General features: G+C 36.8%; 17 protein-coding genes and 1 tRNA gene. All 18 read right to left on the reverse strand.

What is annotated here, in order from left to right; genetic code table 11:
• Positions 1-338: 338 nt before the first annotated feature.
• The gene (locus tag NFR27_RS02790; RefSeq protein WP_251440252.1) at positions 339-992 is read right to left on the reverse strand and encodes a potassium channel family protein; all 654 of its coding nucleotides are present in this window, start codon (positions 990-992) and stop codon (positions 339-341) included.
• A gap of 18 nt (positions 993-1,010) precedes the next feature.
• On the reverse strand, positions 1,011-2,318 hold the full coding sequence (locus tag NFR27_RS02795) for a TrkH family potassium uptake protein (RefSeq protein ID WP_251440249.1): 1,308 nt from the start codon (positions 2,316-2,318) through the stop codon (positions 1,011-1,013).
• A 241-nt stretch (positions 2,319-2,559) separates the two neighbouring features.
• Positions 2,560-3,159, reverse strand: coding sequence for an NAD(P)/FAD-dependent oxidoreductase (locus NFR27_RS02800; protein WP_251440246.1), 600 nt, complete (start codon positions 3,157-3,159; stop codon positions 2,560-2,562).
• Between the two features lie 138 nt (positions 3,160-3,297).
• Positions 3,298-3,822 (reverse strand): hypothetical protein, encoded by a 525-nt coding sequence (locus NFR27_RS02805; RefSeq protein ID WP_251440245.1) that lies wholly within the window; start codon positions 3,820-3,822, stop codon positions 3,298-3,300.
• A 130-nt stretch (positions 3,823-3,952) separates the two neighbouring features.
• Positions 3,953-4,177 (reverse strand): type II toxin-antitoxin system RelB family antitoxin, encoded by a 225-nt coding sequence (gene relB / locus NFR27_RS02810; protein WP_251440242.1) that lies wholly within the window; start codon positions 4,175-4,177, stop codon positions 3,953-3,955.
• A gap of 234 nt (positions 4,178-4,411) precedes the next feature.
• Positions 4,412-4,993, reverse strand: a complete 582-nt coding sequence (locus NFR27_RS02815) for a hypothetical protein (RefSeq protein ID WP_251440239.1) — start codon at positions 4,991-4,993, stop codon at positions 4,412-4,414.
• A 252-nt stretch (positions 4,994-5,245) separates the two neighbouring features.
• Positions 5,246-5,321 (reverse strand) — tRNA-Ala (locus NFR27_RS02820).
• Positions 5,322-5,479: 158 nt separating this feature from the next.
• Positions 5,480-6,664 carry a radical SAM family heme chaperone HemW gene (gene hemW / locus NFR27_RS02825; protein WP_251440237.1) on the reverse strand — a complete coding sequence of 395 codons (1,185 nt, stop codon included), beginning with the start codon at positions 6,662-6,664 and terminating at the stop codon, positions 5,480-5,482.
• A gap of 59 nt (positions 6,665-6,723) precedes the next feature.
• The gene (gene lepA, locus NFR27_RS02830; protein WP_251440235.1) at positions 6,724-8,526 is read right to left on the reverse strand and encodes a translation elongation factor 4; all 1,803 of its coding nucleotides are present in this window, start codon (positions 8,524-8,526) and stop codon (positions 6,724-6,726) included.
• Positions 8,527-8,540: 14 nt separating this feature from the next.
• A complete protein-coding gene (gene mnmA / locus NFR27_RS02835; RefSeq protein WP_251440233.1) occupies positions 8,541-9,602 on the reverse strand; it encodes a tRNA 2-thiouridine(34) synthase MnmA in 1,062 nt (353 codons plus the stop codon).
• A 196-nt stretch (positions 9,603-9,798) separates the two neighbouring features.
• Positions 9,799-11,040: a methionine gamma-lyase family protein gene (locus NFR27_RS02840; protein ID WP_251453945.1), complete on the reverse strand. Its 1,242-nt coding sequence runs from the start codon at positions 11,038-11,040 to the stop codon at positions 9,799-9,801.
• Positions 11,041-11,154: 114 nt separating this feature from the next.
• Positions 11,155-12,084 carry a tRNA (adenosine(37)-N6)-dimethylallyltransferase MiaA gene (miaA, locus tag NFR27_RS02845; protein WP_251453947.1) on the reverse strand — a complete coding sequence of 310 codons (930 nt, stop codon included), beginning with the start codon at positions 12,082-12,084 and terminating at the stop codon, positions 11,155-11,157.
• Between the two features lie 15 nt (positions 12,085-12,099).
• Positions 12,100-12,879, reverse strand: a complete 780-nt coding sequence (locus tag NFR27_RS02850) for a class I SAM-dependent methyltransferase (RefSeq protein ID WP_251453949.1) — start codon at positions 12,877-12,879, stop codon at positions 12,100-12,102.
• Positions 12,880-12,881: 2 nt separating this feature from the next.
• A complete protein-coding gene (gene mutL, locus NFR27_RS02855; protein ID WP_251453951.1) occupies positions 12,882-14,891 on the reverse strand; it encodes a DNA mismatch repair endonuclease MutL in 2,010 nt (669 codons plus the stop codon).
• Positions 14,891-17,554: a DNA mismatch repair protein MutS gene (mutS, locus tag NFR27_RS02860; protein WP_251453953.1), complete on the reverse strand. Its 2,664-nt coding sequence runs from the start codon at positions 17,552-17,554 to the stop codon at positions 14,891-14,893. The genes mutL and mutS overlap by 1 nt, the downstream gene beginning before the upstream one ends.
• Before the next feature lie 25 nt (positions 17,555-17,579).
• Positions 17,580-18,890, reverse strand: coding sequence for a tRNA (N6-isopentenyl adenosine(37)-C2)-methylthiotransferase MiaB (miaB, locus tag NFR27_RS02865; RefSeq protein ID WP_251453956.1), 1,311 nt, complete (start codon positions 18,888-18,890; stop codon positions 17,580-17,582).
• A 19-nt stretch (positions 18,891-18,909) separates the two neighbouring features.
• Entirely contained in the window at positions 18,910-19,755 is an 846-nt protein-coding gene (locus tag NFR27_RS02870; protein ID WP_251453959.1) for an Asp23/Gls24 family envelope stress response protein, read from the reverse strand.
• Between the two features lie 61 nt (positions 19,756-19,816).
• On the reverse strand, positions 19,817-20,635 hold the full coding sequence (locus NFR27_RS02875; RefSeq protein ID WP_251453962.1) for a PHP domain-containing protein: 819 nt from the start codon (positions 20,633-20,635) through the stop codon (positions 19,817-19,819).
• Positions 20,636-20,680: the final 45 nt, after the last annotated feature.

Genomic DNA, 20,680 nt, shown 5'->3' on the forward strand with positions numbered 1-20,680 from the left:
TAACAGTTTGTAGGGGAGTTCTGATACTCCCCTATAAAAATGGCTATTTATCAACTGTTTGTTGTGACATAGCCAAATATAAAAAATAATACCAGAAAAACATACTTCCTAATGTTCACTGCTCCGCTTGCACCATTAATACCGCTACATTTTTATCAACAACTTCCTCCTCTCAAAGAAATATTGACAATGTACAAAAATCCCGCTAACACGCACAAAAGAGAGGGTTTTCATGCTGCCATGAATAGCCCTCTCTTTTATCTAACTTGATTATATGTTGTATTATTATTAATGTCAATTACTAGTGTACAGTTGATAACTAATCGGCATATTGCCCCTTAAAGTCGACTCATTTTTGTGATATCTTCATTGCGACCAATGAGAATTAATAAATCATCCTTTTTTAACGGTTCCTTTGGTTCTGGTGGTGCTAAGACTTCTTTATCCCTTTTTATAGCTACCACGTTTATTCCATATCGGCTTCGTAGTGAAAGCTCAACCAAAGATTGGCCTACCATAAATTCAGGTGTATTCATTTCGACAAGACCAATATCTTGCGATAGTTGAAAATAATCAACAATATATTCACGAGTCAACATCTGTGCCAAACGATCTGCCATATTCATTTCAGGAAAAATGACTAAGTCTACGCCTACTCGTTCCAATAACTTGCTTTCCATATCACTCGAAGCTTTGGCTACTACATAGGGTGCTTTCAATTCTTTTAAAACCATAGCGCTCAATAATTTGGCCTTTAAATCATCGCCAATAGCAATTACTACTACATCAAACTCTTGTAAATGCAAACTACGAATAGTCTCTTCATCACTAAAATCAGCTACCATGCTATGTGTAAGAAAAGGTGCCACTTTCTGAACTACTTTTTCATCAATATCAATACCACATACTTCATGACCTAAGGCTGCTACCTGCTTTGCTAAGGTGCCACCAAAACGCCCTAACCCAATTATACCTATTGTTTTACGCTTCATATAAAACTCCTAAAATTACTATAACAATACATTGTCTTCTGGATAATACGCTGTTGTTGTACGTCGCCGTTTCAAGAAAAAGGCTCCAATTAATGTAAGCACCCCTATACGACCTGTATACATAACCACAATAAGGGTTAATTTGCTCACGGTCGATAATTCAGGTGTAATACCAATCGTAAGACCGACAGTAGCAAATGCTGAGGTTACTTCAAATAGCAAATCAAGAAATGGAAATTCTTCAATACCCGCCAGTATAAATGTTGCTAGCACTACAAGAATGGACGAAAAAAATACAATGCCACAGGCCTTATAAATAACAGCTTGACTTAAACTACGTTCAAATAACTCAACACGTCGTTTATTGCTAAATAAAGACCATGAGGTAGCCCATAAAACGGCCATTGTACTAATTTTAATACCACCGCCCGTAGAGTTTGGGCCAGCGCCAATAAACATAAAAACAACGGTAATAAAAACCGTAATAGGATGTAAATCCCCATAATTTAATGTCGGAATACCGGCTGTTCTAGGTGTTACAGCTTGAAACAATGCACCTTGTAACTTCGTAAGTGCAGGTAAGGGCTGCAACGTATTATTCCACTCAAGTCCTAAAATGGCAAGCGTACCAACAATCACTAAGATAGCTTCGCCAACAAGCATAACTTTAGTATGTAAAGCAAAACTACGAAAACCTCGTTTATAATTCTTAAAAATATCAAAGGTCGCCATATAGCCAAAGCCACCAATAAGAATTAAACTACAAGTCGTTATGGTGAATCCCCAATTTCCTACTAAATCATAGGGCAGATTGTTATCAAAGAATACAAAACCAGCATTACAAAATGTGGAAATAGCTTGATAGAAACCATAGTAAATAGCACTACTACCTAAGTAAGGCCATAAATCGATGGTATAAGCAATGCCACCTATGAATTCAACACCAAAAGTCAACAACGCAATCTTTTTAAGCACTGTATGTACAGAAATATTGTCTTCCCCAATATCTTCTTGTAATAATAATTTATTTTCTAACCCTACTTTTCTGCGAAGAATTAAAAATATAAAAGTAGTAAACGTCATAGTGCCTAAACCACCAATTTGTATCAAGAAAATCATGATCGTTTGTCCCAATACATTCCAGTGGTGAAATGTATCAACCGTGGTTAAGCCTGTTACAGATACACAAGATACAGCTACAAATAAGGCATCTACCCAATGAGTACTAGTACCATCAATCGTAACCATTGGCAAGGTCAGCAAAGCCCCTCCCAATAACATTAAAATCGCAAAACTAAGTGCTAACATGCGCTGTGGATTATTCATAAGTGATTCGCGCCATATTCGTCGCCACGACTTTGGCTGATTGTGTAAATTAGGTTTTAAAAGCATAGTGAAACCTCTATTTATTATGATAGTAATATATTTGTATTATACCTCTTTTTAAAATTTTGCCAATAAAAAACTATTGATACTAAAAAAGGATATGCGACGTAATTATCGCATACCCTTTCTAAACATATCTATCATTTCAGCACTCTTAACCACTCGTCAAAAGTTGCTATGATTATTCAGTTACTGCAAAAGGGTTTCCTAAACGACTTAAGCAATGATCAAACTTTTCCTTTGGCATAGCATTATCTTTATACCATTGTAATAAAAACTCAATTTTTGCTTGTGCTTCTTCTGCCGTTAAACCTTTTGCTAGTGTTTCACCACCTTTAGGGCGATTGCCACTTTTACCTCCAGCAACTAATACAAAGCCATCAGGCATACCATAGACACCAATATCTTTAATCATTGATTCTGCACAACAACGGGGACAACCACTAATACCAATTCGTACTTTATTTGGCATTGTTTCACCAAAATAGGTTTCATCAATATATTTAGCTACGGGAATAGTCTGCATAAAAGCATGAGAGCAACCATCCGTACCTCGACACGCAACCACTGAGTTGACAGCCGCATGTTTTACTGGTTGCACACCTTCTGGTAATCGTTCTAGAATCGCCGCTTTAGCTTCTTTGGTAATGTCATAAATCTGAATCCCAGTTACTACCACTCGAAAATTGCCGTTAAATTCATCGGCTAAGTCCATAATAGCATGTAATTGTTCACGGGAAAATTCACTAAATAAAGAATGTAGAATAATAGATGTTTTCATGAAAGCTCCTTAGTTAACTGATTAATGAGATTACTTATATCTGTAAATAAATCTTAACTATATGTATTTGTATCACATTACTATTCTACAAAACTGTGACAAATATCACCAAATAACTAAAAGTTATGACTAAAAAGGCTATAGCATCGTAGAAATTGTTTCATCATCAAGACTTTCTAACTTATGTTGTAAATATTTACGCCATACATATTCTGCACTAGCCGTTGCATACAGAAGAAAATAAAAATAAGCGGCACTCGATAGAGCCATGAAGATTAATGAAAATCTTGAAATAACTTCATTATCACTAATTTGTCCCGCTTGTAATTCAGTCATAAAAAGGGCTACACAAGCTATATATAGTAAAGCTAACACAATAGCTAATATAAGGGCAATAGCATATAAAATAAATAAAAAAGCACTGCGGGAAATATGCGTATCAGGAAAACGCTTTTTAAGCCCTTTCACATAAAAAGGCCTACATAATAGGGCAAATGCTGTAATAACTACAAATAAAATAATGCCTGCCGCTATGTGAAACTTGTCGCCAGGCAATATATGATATAACCACTTATAAGAAAAAAAGACCACAGCTAAACTTACTAAATCAAAACCAATGCTAGCAAAACACGCGCGCCAGCCAAACATTACATAATCTCTCATCTTGCAAACTTCCTTACTTCTTTTTGTAAATCTCTCGACGATGTGCGACTTCAAATAAAAAAATTTTCAAAACTTCATCGTTAATTTCAGCAAACAAACGATAATCAAATTCCACCCTATACATTTTATATTATATACCTAGCATTTTCCAAACTTCTTCATGTGAATATGTCTTTTCATGATTTGACAATTTTTTAGCTTTCAAAATTCTCTTTTCATCAAGTTTTAAATCTTCTTCAATTTTATCTAACACAATATCTCTAATAAAAGAAGATACGTTCAAATTATTCATTTCTACATACGATCTAATGAGCTTATTTTCATCTTCTGATAGACGTAAAGAAATAGTACTCATAATAAGCCTCCTTTTCTCCTTAATATGATACTGCTTATTTTACAAAAAAGCAAAATGTAATACAAGAATTACATGTTTGTATTACAAGTATCACTCTATTCTACAATATTTTCAATCCTTTCAGCTCTAATAAAAAGACCTATTGGATGTATTACACAAACTATACATCCAATAGGTCTTTTAGTAAGTAACAATCTATTGCACATTTAAGCGCAATAATTTGATTTATAAATCTTATCGTTTAGTTTCTTTAATTAAGTTACCTTGTGCATCAAATCTTAAATCATATTTTTCACGAGCACCCTCTACAGTAATCATAGCTGTAAATACACCATCATTAACAGAGAACGAGTAAAATACACCACTCTTTACTTCGCCACCTTCTATACTTTTAGCCTTCTCTTGAGCTACTTTGTACATATCAGAAACTTTATTAAAGTCAATTGTACTAATAGAACCTACATTATCAGCTAACACACCATCACCTGTTAATTGAACTGGTTGTGGACCATTCCATTTGCCATTTTCATATTTATAGCCATCAACCTTATCAGTAGTTCCTGGTTTTTGGACTTGAATCATTACTATAGTACCTAACTCTTTATAGTAATTAAACATAATACCATCCATTGCTTTTAAATCATGGCCTTTTAATTCGTCTCTGTTTTTTAGTTCATCAATAATCTTATTGGCTAAACCTGGCTCGGTAAGCACATTACTTTTACTGCCGCCGGTCAAACTACTGACAGTATCCCCGCACCCTACTAAAAATACCATTGAAAATACAACTAGTAACATTACCCAAAGCTTTCTCATTGTCATGTCTCCCTATTAATTACAATACCAATGAAACACTCTCTATATTCATTTATATTTCATATTATACCTTGTTCTTGAATTTTTTAATAATACCTATCTTGAAACAAACACGCTTTAATCGAAAAGAACACCCTACTATAACTCTTCATTAATTCTAGTAAATTCTGAAATGTACTACTGCATGTACTATAAAATACATTTAAACTACATTACATATAATAAAAAAACCGCACTTCTGTGCGGTTTATATGGTGGAGATAAGCGGGATCGAACCGCTGACCTCTTGAATGCCATTCAAGCGCTCTCCCAGCTGAGCTATACCCCCATGCATTACTCCTATATATTACTAAATACATATGGACTATGTCAATATAATCTAACTTTTAAACATATAATATATCACATTACCAATAATGACTGATAAAAATAAAGGCCGAGTACATAACCTCGACCTTTACAGTTTTATCCTATAAGTCACATTTTTTATCGTATAAACTGACTAAACACATAATTTCCATGTTTAGCCCCTTCTCTTGTTAAGCGCCAAGAATCATCAATTTGTTGTAATAACTTTTGCTTAGTTAACTGTTCTAATTCATTGCCAAAAATAGCTAACAACGATTGATTAAAGCGGTTTTCAAAATTAATTTTTGACAATCCCCATTTAGTACGCAAAGCCAAAAAACAAAAATCTTCAACAGCTCTCGTTTCATTAATCACTTCTTCAAAAACTACAGGTAATAAGCCTTGACGCAATCGATTGATATACGGCACTACATAAGGTTCATTATTACGCCGTACATCTCTATAAAAGGAATATGCACCAGCACCAAACGCCAAGTATTCTTTATATTGCCAATAGCGTAAATTATGATAGCTATAGGCCTTCCGATTTGTAAAATTAGAAATTTCATACCGCTCAAAGCCATAAGTAGCTAATTGATCAAGCATACAATCATACATAGCTTCATTTTCATCATCACTAGGCAATGTTAACTGTCCTTGCTCCACTTGTTTATGAAGATTTGTTCCTTCCTCTAATTGCAGCCCATAGATGGAAACATGGCTCACTCCTAAATCAACCAAGGTTTTAACATTAGTTTCAATATCCTTAAGATGTTGACCCGGTAATGCATAAATTAAATCACCACTGACAGAATGAAAGCCAACATCTAAGGCATCTGAAATAGCTTGTTTTGCCATTTTAGACGTATGGCCTCGACGTAAAAGATTCAATAGGACATCATCAAAAGTCTGTACACCATAACTCAAACGTGTAACACCTAGGGATTTTAAATCATTCAAATAGGACTTGTCTATTTCTCCTGGATTCGCTTCCATAGATATTTCAACTACATTATTACACTGATAGTGTTTGTATAGCACGTTTAATATTTGTTCAATTTGTGCAATGGACAGTTGAGTCGGTGTTCCCCCACCAAAATATATAGTTTGTACAGGCACCAATGTACTCTCTGGATATTGCTTCGCCCATACTTCAATTTCAGTACAAAGGGCAGCCACATAATCATCATAATAAGCCTCTAACCCTTCATAAGAGGCAAAATCACAATAAGAGCATTTTTTACGACAAAACGGGATATGAAGGTATACCCCCATATCCCGTGTATGCGACGTCGTAAAAGAAGACATGCGTTTGTTATTCATACACAAACTCCTTTTTATATCGTCATAAATATTGACGCCTCTTATCAATAAATGCTGATTTATTTGTCGTCAACTTTAAGAATTGCCATGAATGCTTCTTGAGGGATTTCAACACTTCCTACCGCTTTCATGCGCTTCTTACCTTCTTTTTGTTTTTCTAATAATTTACGTTTACGACTAATGTCACCACCGTAACATTTTGCTAATACGTCTTTACGCCATGCTTTTACTGTTTCACGGGCAACAATTTTATTTCCCACCGCTGCCTGAATTGGAATTTCAAACATTTGACGAGGAATTAACTCTTTTAATTTTTCAGCCAAAGCACGACCACGCATAGCAGCACGATCTTTATGGACAATAATACTAAGAGCATCCACAGGCTCACCATTAAGCAGAATATCCATTTTAACCATTGGTGAAGTTTGATAGCCAATTAATTCATAATCGAGCGACGCATATCCTTTTGTAGCTGATTTTAGCTTATCAAAGTAATCATAAATGATTTCACCTAATGGCAAATGATATACGATAGATACACGAGTTTCATCTAAATATTCCATAGATTGATATTCCCCTCGTTTATCCTGAGATAACTCCATAATAGCTCCTACAAAATCTTTAGGTACGATAGTAGTCGCTTTTACATAAGGCTCTTCAATAAAATCAATCTCAGTTGGTGGTGGTAACTTTGCTGGATTATCAATTTCAAGCACTTCACCATTTGTTTTATGGACTTTATAGTTAACACTTGGAGCTGTAGTAATAAGCGTTAAATTATACTCACGTTCTAAGCGTTCTTGAATAACATCCATGTGCAATAAACCAAGGAAACCACAACGGAAACCAAAACCTAAAGCAATCGATGTTTCTGGTTCATATTCAAGAGCTGCGTCATTTAAGTTTAATTTTTCTAAGGCATCTCGTAAATTATCATAATCCTTACTATCTGTTGGATATAAGCCACAATATACCATAGAGACTGCTTTGCGGTAACCTGGCAATGGCTCTGCAGCTGGTGCATCTGCTTTCGTAATGGTATCGCCTACATGACAATCCCCTACATTTTTAATACTAGCAGCTACACAACCTACAGTACCACAAGTCAATTCTTCAACAGGTAGTAAATTAGGCGTAAATACACCAAGTTCAGTTACTTCAAAATCTTTATTATCATGCATCATACGAATGATGTCACGTTTTTTAAGTGATCCTTCTTTAACACGAACGTAAGCAATAGCGCCTTTATAGGAATCAAAACGAGAATCAAAAATTAAAGCACGAGTAGGTTCATCCGATTTATCTGGGGGTGCTGGAATGCGCTCTACAATAGCTTCCAAAATATCTTGAATCCCAATTCCTGATTTTGCACTGGCAAGAATAGCATCTGATGCATCAAGACCGATAATATCCTCAATTTCTTTCTTTACCCGTTCCACATCAGCACTTGGTAAGTCAATTTTATTAATGACAGGAATGATTTCCAAGTCATGTTCTAATGCTAAATATACATTAGCCAAGGTCTGGGCTTCCACACCTTGTGCAGCATCAACGACCAACAAAGCGCCTTCACAAGCAGCTAAGGAGCGAGACACTTCATAACTAAAGTCAACGTGACCTGGCGTATCAATTAAATTTAGCGTGTATTGTTTACCATCTTTAGCCGTATGTAATAGACGAACCGATTGGGCTTTAATGGTAATACCTCGTTCACGTTCTAAATCCATAGAATCCAATACTTGGGCTTCCATTTCACGTTTAGTGAGGGTCCCCGTTGTTTCAATCAAACGGTCAGCCAAAGTAGATTTGCCATGGTCTATATGGGCAATAATACAAAAATTGCGGATATGCTCAGTGGACATCAAATTACCTCTCTCTAACAAACAGTTTCGATAACGCCTCCTCCAAGGACTTGTGTGCCGTCATAGAATACGACCGATTGACCTGGCGTGATGGCCCGCTGTGGCGTTTCAAATACAACTTCCATCGTTTCATCATCAAGAATACGAGCTACACATGGTGATGGGTTCGCTGCATAACGAATCTTACCAGATGCATGTAACTCTTTAGGAATAGTACCTGATAAGAAGTTATAATGCTTACAAATCATGCGATTAGTAAATAAACTTTCATCAGGACCAACAATTACTTCATTTTTCTCACCATCAAGACGCACTACGTAAAGCGGATATTTATAAGCAATACCAAGGCCTTTACGTTGACCGATAGTGTAATTAAATAAACCATTATGTTGACCTAAAATTTCACCATTTTCATGAACAATATTGCCTGACTTAGGCGCTGTTGTCAACTGTTTTTTAATAAACCCTTGATAGTTATGATTTGGCAAGAAGCAAATATCTTCACTATCTGGTTTATTAGCTACTGGTAAATCACGATCGTTCGCCATTTCACGAGTTAATGTTTTCTTTTGAGATCCTAGAGGGAACATCAAATGGCTTAAAATATGCTGATTCAAAGTATATAATACATAGCTTTGATCCTTAGAAGGGTCATCCCCTTTATGAAGTTCGTATAATTTTGTTGCTTCATTATAACGAACTTGTGCATAATGACCTGTTACCATATGCGTAGCACCTAGTTCTAACGCTCTGTTTAATAATAAATCAAATTTTATATTTTTATTACAGAATACACAGGGATTCGGCGTGCGGCCAGCGGCATATTCATTAACAAAATAATCTACCACATTATCATAAAAAATATCCCGAGCATCGACTACATGATGCTCAATACCAAGAAAATCACACATTTTCTTAGCATCAGTTACGGCTAATGGCACATCATCAGGATCTGTGTCACTTACCCATAAACGCAAGGTAATACCAAATACCTTATACCCTTGTTCTAACAGCATCGACGCTGTTAAGGAGCTATCTACGCCCCCACTCATTGCAACTGCTACAACGTTTTCCATGCTTTCTCCTTCTGTTGGTCGCTTGACCTGTACAGTAACTCAATATACATGATACAGAGTGAAAGTCCGAATATGTATATACTGACTCAAAAATAAAAATGTAGATACAGAGCGCTTTAAAACTAAAGCAACAGATAGTATAACATAAAATAGGTGTAATATATATAGATATTTAGAAATATCATCAAAAAAGCTTTTATTTTCTATGCGATAAAATTTCTTCAGCAGCCCCTAAAATCCCCAGCATAGAATGTTCAAATACGAGACCACCTTGCATAAAGATGGTATATGGTGGTCGTACTGGACCATCAGCACTTAATTCAATTGATGAACCTTGTACAAAGGTACCACCAGCCATAATAATTTGATCTGTATACCCAGGCATGTCCCCTGGTACAGGTCGTACATGGGCATCTACAGGTGAATAAGCCTGCATACCACGACAGAATTGTTCCATTTCATCAGCATTATGAAGATTAATAGCTTGTATCAAATCGTATCGTGAAGAGTCTACTTTAGGAAATACTTCATAGCCTAATAAAGTGCCGACAGCCGCTGTATATACGGCGCCTTTTAGAGCCTGTAAAACCACATGAGGAGCTAAGAATAACCCCTGAAAGAATAAGCGATAGCCTGGTGAATACGAACCCATATGGTCCCCTAAGCCTGGTGCCGTCAACTCATAGGCCACATCTTCTACCAGCTCTGCTTTCCCCGCTACATAGCCACCAGTTGGTGCGATGCCACCACCAGCGTTCTTAATCAATGAACCAGCCATAATATCAGCGCCATGTTCTAGCGGTTCAGTCATTTCAGTAAATTCACCATAGCAATTGTCTACAAAGCAAATCGTTTTGCCATTTTTTTCTTTTACTGCTTTACAGATAATTTCAATATCCTTTACTGATAGAGGCTCTCGTGTACTATAACCACGGGATCTTTGAATGACAACAACGCGTGTTTCTTCCGTTACAGCAGCTACAATAGCCTCTAAATCGTAAGTATTATTCTTTAACGGAACTTCTTTATAAATAAATCCTCGTTCTACTAAGGAATTACGAACTGTATGCGGTACACCAATTACGGATTGCATCGTATCATAAGGAGCACCTACTGCATAAACAAACTCCTTGCCTTCTTTACCACTACCTAATAAAGCAACTAAAGTAGTTGCTAAGGCATGAGTACCAGATACAAAGTGAGCTCTCACCAACGCTTTTTCAGCTTTAAATACATGGGCAAATACTTCATCAAGTTTTTCACGCCCACTGTCATTATAGCCATATCCACTGGATCCATTAAAGTGATAATCACTTAACTGACATTCTTTAAAAGCTTCTAATACTTTTTTGGTATTATGCAATGCAATAGGTTCAAACTTCTTAAATTGAGGCTCTGCTATGCGCAAAGCTTCATCACGGATACTTTCTAAATTCATTCTATATAAACATCCTAACTTAAAATAATAAATAGATTAATCTGGTTCTACTAATAGCCTATAAAAACTTTAGTCCAACATATATAGTGTTGCGCTCTAATTGTAATCACTTCACTAACCTATCCATAGCTGTGATTGAATAAGCGCCATAGCCTCCTCATAAACAGACTCACTTGTTCTATTGTCGCAATCTAACCAAGTAATATAAGGCATACGCTTATACCAAGTGATTTGTCGCTTAGCAAAACGACGTGTATTTTGTTGAATAGCCTCTATGGCCTCTGCTTTTGTACATTGCCCAGCAAAATAAGCTACCACTTCTTTATAACCAATCCCTTTAAAAGCCTGGCAATGAGGAGATACACCGTTAGCCAATAACTCTTCTACTTCTTCAAATAAACCTTGATCTACCATAATTTGCACACGTAAATTAATACGATTATACAATTCTTCACGATTACGTCGCAAACCAATAACAGGTCCTTCGTAAGATAAACCTGCCTTTGTTTGATGTATGAGGGCCTCATAATTGCCTTGTTCCATCAATTCAATAGCACGAAATAATCGATGTTTATCAGTAAAGCGTAGCGTAATATTGCCTTTTTCAGCTAATTCGTTGCCATAGGCTAATACAGCTGATTCACCATCTGCTTGCCACATATGTTCTAAGCGCTCACGAATACCTGTATCTGGCCCGTCTACAGAGAAATCAAAGCCTTCCAACAAGGATTGTACATAAAAACCTGTTCCCCCTGATAGTATTGGCATCTGCCCTTCATTATGAGCAACTGTAATCGCTCGACTAGCTTCATTTTGAAAGTCAGCCACACTATAGCTATCGTCAGCATCACGAATATCAATCAGACGATGTGGCACCATAGCTAGTTCTTTAGCCGTAGGTTTAGCTGTACCAATATTCAAACCTTTATAAATTTGATAGGCATCCCCTGAAATCACTACGCCATTCATAGCCTGAGCTAAACGCAAGGTTAAATCAGTTTTTCCTACTGCTGTAGGGCCTAGAATAGTAATTAATTCTTCCATGGGCTACCTCCTTTTTTAAACTTCATAAACACCATAGGCTACATTGCTATAGGTACCTCCTTCTATATACGTAGGTACCCATGTCTTAAAAATAGAACTAAAAGGTCGTTCTTTAATAATTACCCGGTTCCGCGCTACCCGTTTAGCTTCCACTAACATAGCTTCTGTCATGGGCGTTGCCAACACATGACCTCGCAAACTTAAAAACTGAGGGCTGTCATTAACGGGTACTTCAAACATAGGATCAAAATACACTATGTCAAAGCTATTCGTTCTGGCTTGCTTTAAAAAAGTTTCATACCGCGTAGCACACACATGAATCCGCCGCAATGCTTTTGTTACTAGCTCAGACTTATGAGTAAAATGACGGCAGCCATAATTTGTCACATACGCCAGTAATGGATTTCCCTCTAAGGCCACTAAATGATTAATTTCTGGCCTCGCATAAGCCACTAACAAACTATCACTACCTAGTCCAACTGTACAGTCTAAAAAAGAATGTATAGGCTTCGAACCTAAGGCAGCTATTAAGTGATCTCGTTGTCCTCGATCATACGCAATAATACGCAATTGTGCCATGGATAAATGAAATTCATGAGCTTTCCCTTCACCAGTATAAAGCTTAGGGCCCTGTTTACTGAGGATTAAAATATCTTCTCCTTCAAATTGCTCTTGTAACCGTGGCAAAGATAACCCATTACGGGGCACATAAGGGAGTTGCAATAAACGAGCTACCTCTTTTGCCTTTATCGCTTCCGTTTCTTTTCCTTTTTGCGAAATCGTAACAATGGCCATATTTAGCTCCGCAAAAATAATTTACCCAATTCTTCAGGAGTAAATTTAATAATAGTAGGACGACCATGAGGACATACATAAGGCTTGTCAGTGTAAAATAAATCTTCAATGAGCACAGCCATTTGGTAGGTATTCAAATTATGCCCCGCTTTAATCGCCCCACGACAAGAAGCATAGGCTAACATTTCATGACGCAACTGTGCTTTTGTAGGCTCTTGAAAATCTTTTAACAGAGAAAATACATAGCGAAGTATTTCTTCCCCTTTACTTTCTACTAAATCTATAGGTAGCCCTTCAATTTTTAACTGTGTAGGCCCTCCTTGAACTACTTGAAAACCAAGGTTTAACAAGGTATCCGCCTGTTCTTCCACTATAATTAATTCTTCTTCATTAGCCTCTAAATATTGAGGGATTAATAGATCTTGCATAGGAATGGCTTCTGCCGATTTGCACAATGTATCATACCGAACTCGTTCATGCGCAGCATGTTGATCGATTATATATAAATTATCCCCTTTTTTAGCTAAAATATAGCAAGAAGCGACTTGACCTAAGGGTAATAAACCAGTTGTATTTACAGGCAAAGGTGACTGCACAGTGGAAGAATCTACGGCACTTTGTTGATTTCGTAAATTTTCGGCCAACTGTCTGAACTTTTCTTTATCCTCTGCGGTATAGCTCTTTGGTACTACCCCATCAGTAAAATCACCAGACTCAACCCAAGAGCTTTGCTCATAGGTTGTGCGTTTTGGTGCTTCATAGCCTTCAGAGCGCAGCTTCTGCACGAAATCTTCTGTTTTTTCACGAGCTATAGCTGATACTTTTGGTCGCTCATATTCAAAATCAACAGGGGCAGTCGCCGTATTTAAAATATCAATGTCATTTAACTTTTCTAAGCCCTGCTTAGTAAAAGATTTGTCATAACTTACAGCTGTTGTAATACTATCTGGTGTAACAGGTTGTGTGCCCTCAAACGTTGTATATCCACTATCCTGCCTTAATAATTGATCCTGCCCCTGCTGCAAAGGATTTTGTAACGCCTGCAATACAGCATGATATACAGCTTTAAAAACAGGCTTATCATCTTCAAATTTCACTTCACTTTTTCGAGGATGTACATTTATATCTACCGTACCTGGTGGTACTGTAATCATCAATAAAACTAAAGGATAGCCCCCCTTAGGTAATAAAGCGTGGTAGGCATTATCGATTGCTTTCGTAATCGCTTTGTCAGAAATTACCCGATTATTAACTACCACAGTTTGCCAAATACGACTACTTTTTAATAAAGTAGGTTTGCTCACAACACCTTGAATTGTAATTCCTTCCGACTCATAGGCAATAGGAAAAATATCATCACTTACTTTATAGCCGTATAAAGCTGACACTGTATCAATTAAATTACCATTGCCTGGCACTACAATGCTAACTGTATCATTACTAATAAGCTTAAATGCTACATGAGGATTACTTAACGCTAGTTTACCTACTATATCTTGAATTTTAGCCCCTTCAGTGCGCTCTGTTTTTAAAAATTTACGACGCGCCGGCGTATTAAAAAATAAGTCGCGCACTTCAATTGTCGTACCAGGCTGTGCACCAAAAGGCAAACAATCAGTAAATTTACCGCCATCAATTAAAATTCGAGTTCCCAACTCTTGGTCTACTTTTCGAGTAGTTAAACTAAAATGAGATACGGAAGCAATACTGGCTAATGCTTCACCACGAAAGCCTAAAGATGCGATATCAAATAAATCATCGACAGAACGAATTTTACTCGTAGCGTGGCGTAATACAGCTAATCGAGCATCTTCTTCTGTCATACCCGATCCATTATCCGTAACACGCATATACGTAGTCCCGCCATCAGCAATCTCTACTTCAATGGAAGTAGCACCTGCATCTAAGGAGTTCTCTAATAGCTCTTTAATTACTGACGCAGGGCGTTCAACTACTTCACCAGCGGCTATTTTATTAATCGTTACTTCGTCAAGAACGTGAATTAGTGCCATTACTGGCCACCTCCCTTACGGGCCTCTTCTTGTAATTTATATAAAACATTCAATGCTTCTATCGGGGTTAAACTCATTACATCAACAGCCAATAAATCATCTAATACAGACGTAGTAAATAAATTAGAACTTGCTGCATTAGCTGATGAAGTACCTAGTACAGTAGCTTTTGCTTCAACAACATTATCAGCGCCTTCATAGCTATCTGTTGTTAAACCACTAATACGAGCTAATGCATCAGCCTCTTTCGCTTCAGCACTACCTTCTAAGGCGCTCAAAATTACTTCAGCCCGCTTTAATACAGAACTAGGTAAACCGGCTAACTTAGCTACATGAATCCCATAACTACGGTCTGCGCCACCACGAATGATGCGACGTAAAAATACAACATCTTTCCCTTTTTCTTTCACTGCCACAGTATAATTTTTTAGTTTCTCATACTGTTCTTCTAATGGAATTAATTCGTGATAGTGAGTCGCAAATAAGGTCTTCCCGTGGATATGTTTACAAATATATTCCACCACAGCTTGGGCAATGCTTAAGCCGTCAAAAGTACTTGTTCCACGACCTATTTCATCAAGAATTAATAAGCTATTCGATGTGGCATTGTTTAAAATATATGCCACTTCTTTCATTTCTACCATAAAGGTACTTTGCCCCGTAGAAATATCATCACTAGCACCTACACGAGTAAAGATACGGTCAACTGGCGAAATAACCGCTTCTCTAGCAGGAATAAATGACCCAATTTGAGCCATAATCATAAGCACCGCTACTTGGCGCATGTATGTAGATTTCCCCGCCATATTAGGCCCTGTAATAAGCAAAAACTCTTCTCCATTATGATTTAACGTTACATCATTAGGGACAAAGACTTCTCGTTTTAGGAATTTTTCAATAACCGGATGACGCCCATCGCGAATTGTAATTTGCCCATTCATCGTCATAGTGGGACAAATATATTGCTCCTCATACGCCACTTGTGCTAAGCCCGAAAGTACATCCAATTTAGCTAAGGCACGAGCTGTGGCTTGAATAGGCTTTACCGCCTCTTTTACAGCTTGGCGTAATTCTTGATATAACTTCTGTTCTAAAGTAACAATTTTATCTTTAGCACTTAAAATATTAACCTCAAACTCTTTTAATTCAGGTGTAATATATCGCTCTGCATTTGCTAATGTCTGTTTACGAATGAAATAATCTGGCACATCAGCCGCATTGGCATGAGAAACTTCAAAGTAGTAGCCAAAGACTTTATTATATCCAGTTTTAAGGCGAATGCCTGTCTTGGCCCTTGCTTCTTCCTCTAATCGATGTAACCATTCTTGACTATTAGACGCCAAGGAGCGTAAATCATCTAGCTCTTGACTATAGCCATCACGAATAACACGACCATCTTTTAAAGTCAAAGCAGGCTGTTCAGCAATCGCTCGATTAATTAAATCATACATATCTGCATGACAATCAATTTGCGTCACCACTTCTTGCAATAAAGTGCCTTCAAAAGTGCTGGCAATGTTTTTTAATTCAGGCAGAATCCGCAAAGACTCTCTTAAGGAGGTAAAATCTCGTGGTGAAACAGAACCTGTTTCTACGCGAGCAAGAATACGTTCAAAATCAAAAATCAGTTTTAATAGTTCACGCAATTTACCTTGTTCAGTTGGTTTTGCAATCAATTCGGTCAAGGCCATTTGACGGCGTTGAATATGGTGAATATCCATAAGCGGACTTTCAACCCACTGTTTTAAAAGACGAGCGCCCATAGGTGTTAAAGTCTTATCCAACACCTGAAGCAATGTCCCTTTTACACCGCCATCACGAAGATTATGAGTCACTTCCAAATGTCGCAAACTCGATGTATCAAGCACCATTCGATCGCCAATGTGCAAAGGATGTATATAATTAATATGAGAAATATCAGTTTTAATAACGGTTGCTAAATACGTTAATAAATACCCCAGTCCTTCTAATACATCTTCCTCTAAAAGACCGGCTTCTGTAAAATGAATTCGACCCTGATTTCGTACATCTTCCAATGTCAACTCAGGCGTAAAAGGCGATAAAGCCACTTTATCTAGCTGTACATCAATAAAATCTTGCAACTCTTTGCCTAAAGGCATAGCTCCAACAGTTACTAACTCAGAAGGACGATACATAGCAAGTGCATCATACACGCCCGTTTGACGCTCACCATGGCTAATACGATCCCAAATAACTTCTCCAGTAGATACATCACAGAAAATAAGTATTAACGCTTCATCAGTACGATAAAATAGAGCCAAAAAGTTATTCTCTCTCGCTTCAGTACCATTTTCAGTTAACACAGTACCAGGCGTAATTACGCGAATTACATCCCGTTTTACAATTCCTTTAGCTGTTTTCGGGTCTTCGACTTGCTCACAAATGGCTACCTTGTAACCTTTCTTAATGAGCTTTTCGATATAGCCTTCGGCCGCATGATAAGGTACCCCACACATGGGGGCTTTTTCTTCTTCACCAGAATTTCGACCTGTTAGGGTAATATTTAGCTCTCTTGAGGCTGTTAAGGCATCATCATAAAAGAGCTCATAAAAATCGCCTAAACGAAAAAATAAAAGCTCTTCTTTATATTTATCTTTTATGGAAAAATATTGATCCATCATGGGCGTTTGTTTTTTGCTCATGTACGCCTCCATTTTCTAATTTCAACTAAATGATTGTACCATATAAAATCCAAGTTTGCGCTTTATCTACACATGCTTGTACAGTTTGGCCAATGGCAAGATTTTCATCTTTAGGGAATAAAATCATCTTATTACCTGATGTGCGACCAAACCAAACATTTTCATCATTACGACTTGGCCCTTCTACAATAATCTCGTATACTTCGCCTTCCATAGCTTTATTTAACTCTAAGGAGATTTCGTTTTGCACATCCATTAACGCTTGCAAACGAACTCGTTTAACCTCTTCAGGGACTTGATCTTCCATAGTAGCAGCTGGTGTGCCAGACCGTTTTGAAAAAATAAACGTATACGCCATGTCATAGCGAACATCTTTTAATAATTGCAAGGTTGCTTGGAAATCTTCTTCTGTTTCACCAGGAAAGCCTACAATTAAGTCAGTAGTCAAGGTTAAGCCTTTAATTTTTTCACGACAGTATTCAATGAGTTCTTTATAATGTTCTACCGTATAACGGCGATTCATTTTTTGTAAAATACGGTTGGACCCTGATTGAATAGGTAAATGTAATTGTGTAACTACATTAGAAGAACGACCTAAAGCATCAATCATCTCTTTATTCATATCTTGTGGATGACTCGTCATATAGCGGATTCGCTCAATGCCAGGAATACCATCTAAGGCATCAATTAAATCACCAAAGTGAGTGCCATCTTTAAAGTCTAAGCCATAGGAGTTTACATTCTGCCCTAAAAGAGTAATTTCTTTGTGTCCACTGGCGCCCAATTTCTTCACATCTTCTACAATAGCTGAAATTGGTCGGCTAATTTCACGCCCACGAACATGAGGTACAATACAATAGGTACAGAATTTATTACAGCCATTCATAATAGGAACCCAAGCTGAAAAAGTCCCTGTTGGCTTTGCTTCTAACTCATGCAACACTGAATTATCCATTTCAATATTAATTTGATGTTTATGAGTGCGTTGTACTTCCTCTACCATCTCATTAATATGACGTAAATTATGAGTCCCTAATACGATATCAATATGAGGCGCACGTTTAAACATATCCGCTTGATTTTTCTGCGCCATACAACCAGTAATAGCGATAATCAAGTTCTTATTTTTAGCTTTTAAATGCTTTAATTCACCAATACGTCCATAAATTTTATGTTCCGCTGTTTCACGAACACAGCATGTATTTAAAATAATTAAATCAGCTTCTTCAAAATTATCAGTACTTGTATAGCCAGCTAACTCTAGCTGATGAGCTAAGCGTTCAGAATCACTTTCATTCATCTGACAGCCATAAGTAAATATATAATACTGCTTCATAGGGTCTCCTTAATTACTATTATCCTAATTTAGGTTTTACTACATTATCTACCACAATAGAAAGACGCTCTACCGACATGCCTGTAATATACTCAATTTCATTAGATATGGCTTTGTGCATATCATGCATAATATCTTTAACAGGCCGACCTTTATACACAGACCCCCCCATATCTAGGAGTAGTGCATTAGTTCCTTTAGAGGTTTTTTTTATTTTAATATCATCACATTCTGCCATACCAGGCACTTTTGACAAACTATTTTTAATGAGTGCTTCAATCACTTGGTCAGAAAACGTTAAACGACCATAATAACTAAATACAGGACGTACTACAGATTTTTCAAAATCTTCAGGCGCACCGGTAGATTTTGTGGATCGAGTACGGCGCAATATAGATTTAATTGGATCTATCAAATAACCTTTAAAATGAGGTTTCAACTCCATCGTTGGCACAGGAATAATGTGCTTACCTTCTTTTAGGCGAGCACTTTGTGCTTTTTCAATTTCTTTTGAAGACGCAATATCTTCAATATGGATATAGCGTGCTGGTTTACCAATGCCTAAAGCTGTTGATATTTTACCCACCATATTTTCAGATGTACCTAAAATTAAAATACGTTTAGGCTTAATAATATCTAGTTGTTCTTTAACAGACCGAACCTGTTCTGGATCTTGAAATATTGCACGACGTACAGCTTTAAGACGGCTTTCTTCTTTTTTTGCAGAAAAGCCTGCTACAATGCGATTATTATGGATTAAAATCCCATCATCAATAATACATTCTGCACTATTTTCATGAGCCACTACTAAGGCACGATGACTTTTACCAGTGCCACTAGGGCCAACAAAAGCAATAACTTCCATAGTTTTCTCTCCCTATCTTATGATGTATAGCATTTGCTAATTATTATTTAGACTATAACACTTAAGACTGTAACACTCGCAAAAATTCTGCTACATCCTTACTTTCAATTAAATAGTCCCCTACAGCTAATGGCTCTTTATCTTTAATGCCATGAAAATCGGAGCCTCCCGTAATAAGTAATTTATGCTTATTAGCTAATTTACGAAACGCTGTGGAATCTTCTTTACTATGTTTCACATGGTATACTTCTATACCATCAAAAGGCAATTCCAATAATTCATGTACATCTTCTGCTGTACGAATTAAAATTGGATGCGCCATGACAGCTAAACCATTAGCACGATGTATTAAATCAATAACATCACTCGGCTCTGCTTTAAACTTAGGTACATAGCAAGGACTTGTGCGATGTAAAATTGTTTTAAATGCCTCACTCACTGTAGTAACATATCCCTTTTTGATTAATAATTGTGATAAATGAGGACGTCCTAAGGAGTTAGCATGAGGAAACATTTCTTTTAATTCTTCCACTGACACGTCATACCCATTGGCTGCACATAAATCAATCATTTTAAAAATACGAGATTGTCTCGACTCTTTAAAAAAAGCCATATAATCTAATAATTCTTTATTCGTATAATCAAAAGCATAGCCTAAAATATGTACATCACCATTATGATATGTTGAACTGAATTCACAACCAGGTATAACTGTAATATCTGGATCTAATTGATTCAATAATTCTAAGGAGCCTTCTATAGTATCATGATCAGTTAAAGCCATAATTTTTATTTTAGCTGCTTTATTAGCTTCACGTAAGTCTAAAGGTCGCATAACGCCATCAGAAGCGGTACTGTGCATATGAAAATCAACTAACATATAATCTTACCTCCTAAGCTTACTATATCTAGATAAAAGTTGTAT

Source organism: Veillonella intestinalis, assembly GCF_943192895.1.
Taxonomy (GTDB): domain Bacteria; phylum Bacillota; class Negativicutes; order Veillonellales; family Veillonellaceae; genus Veillonella_A; species Veillonella_A intestinalis.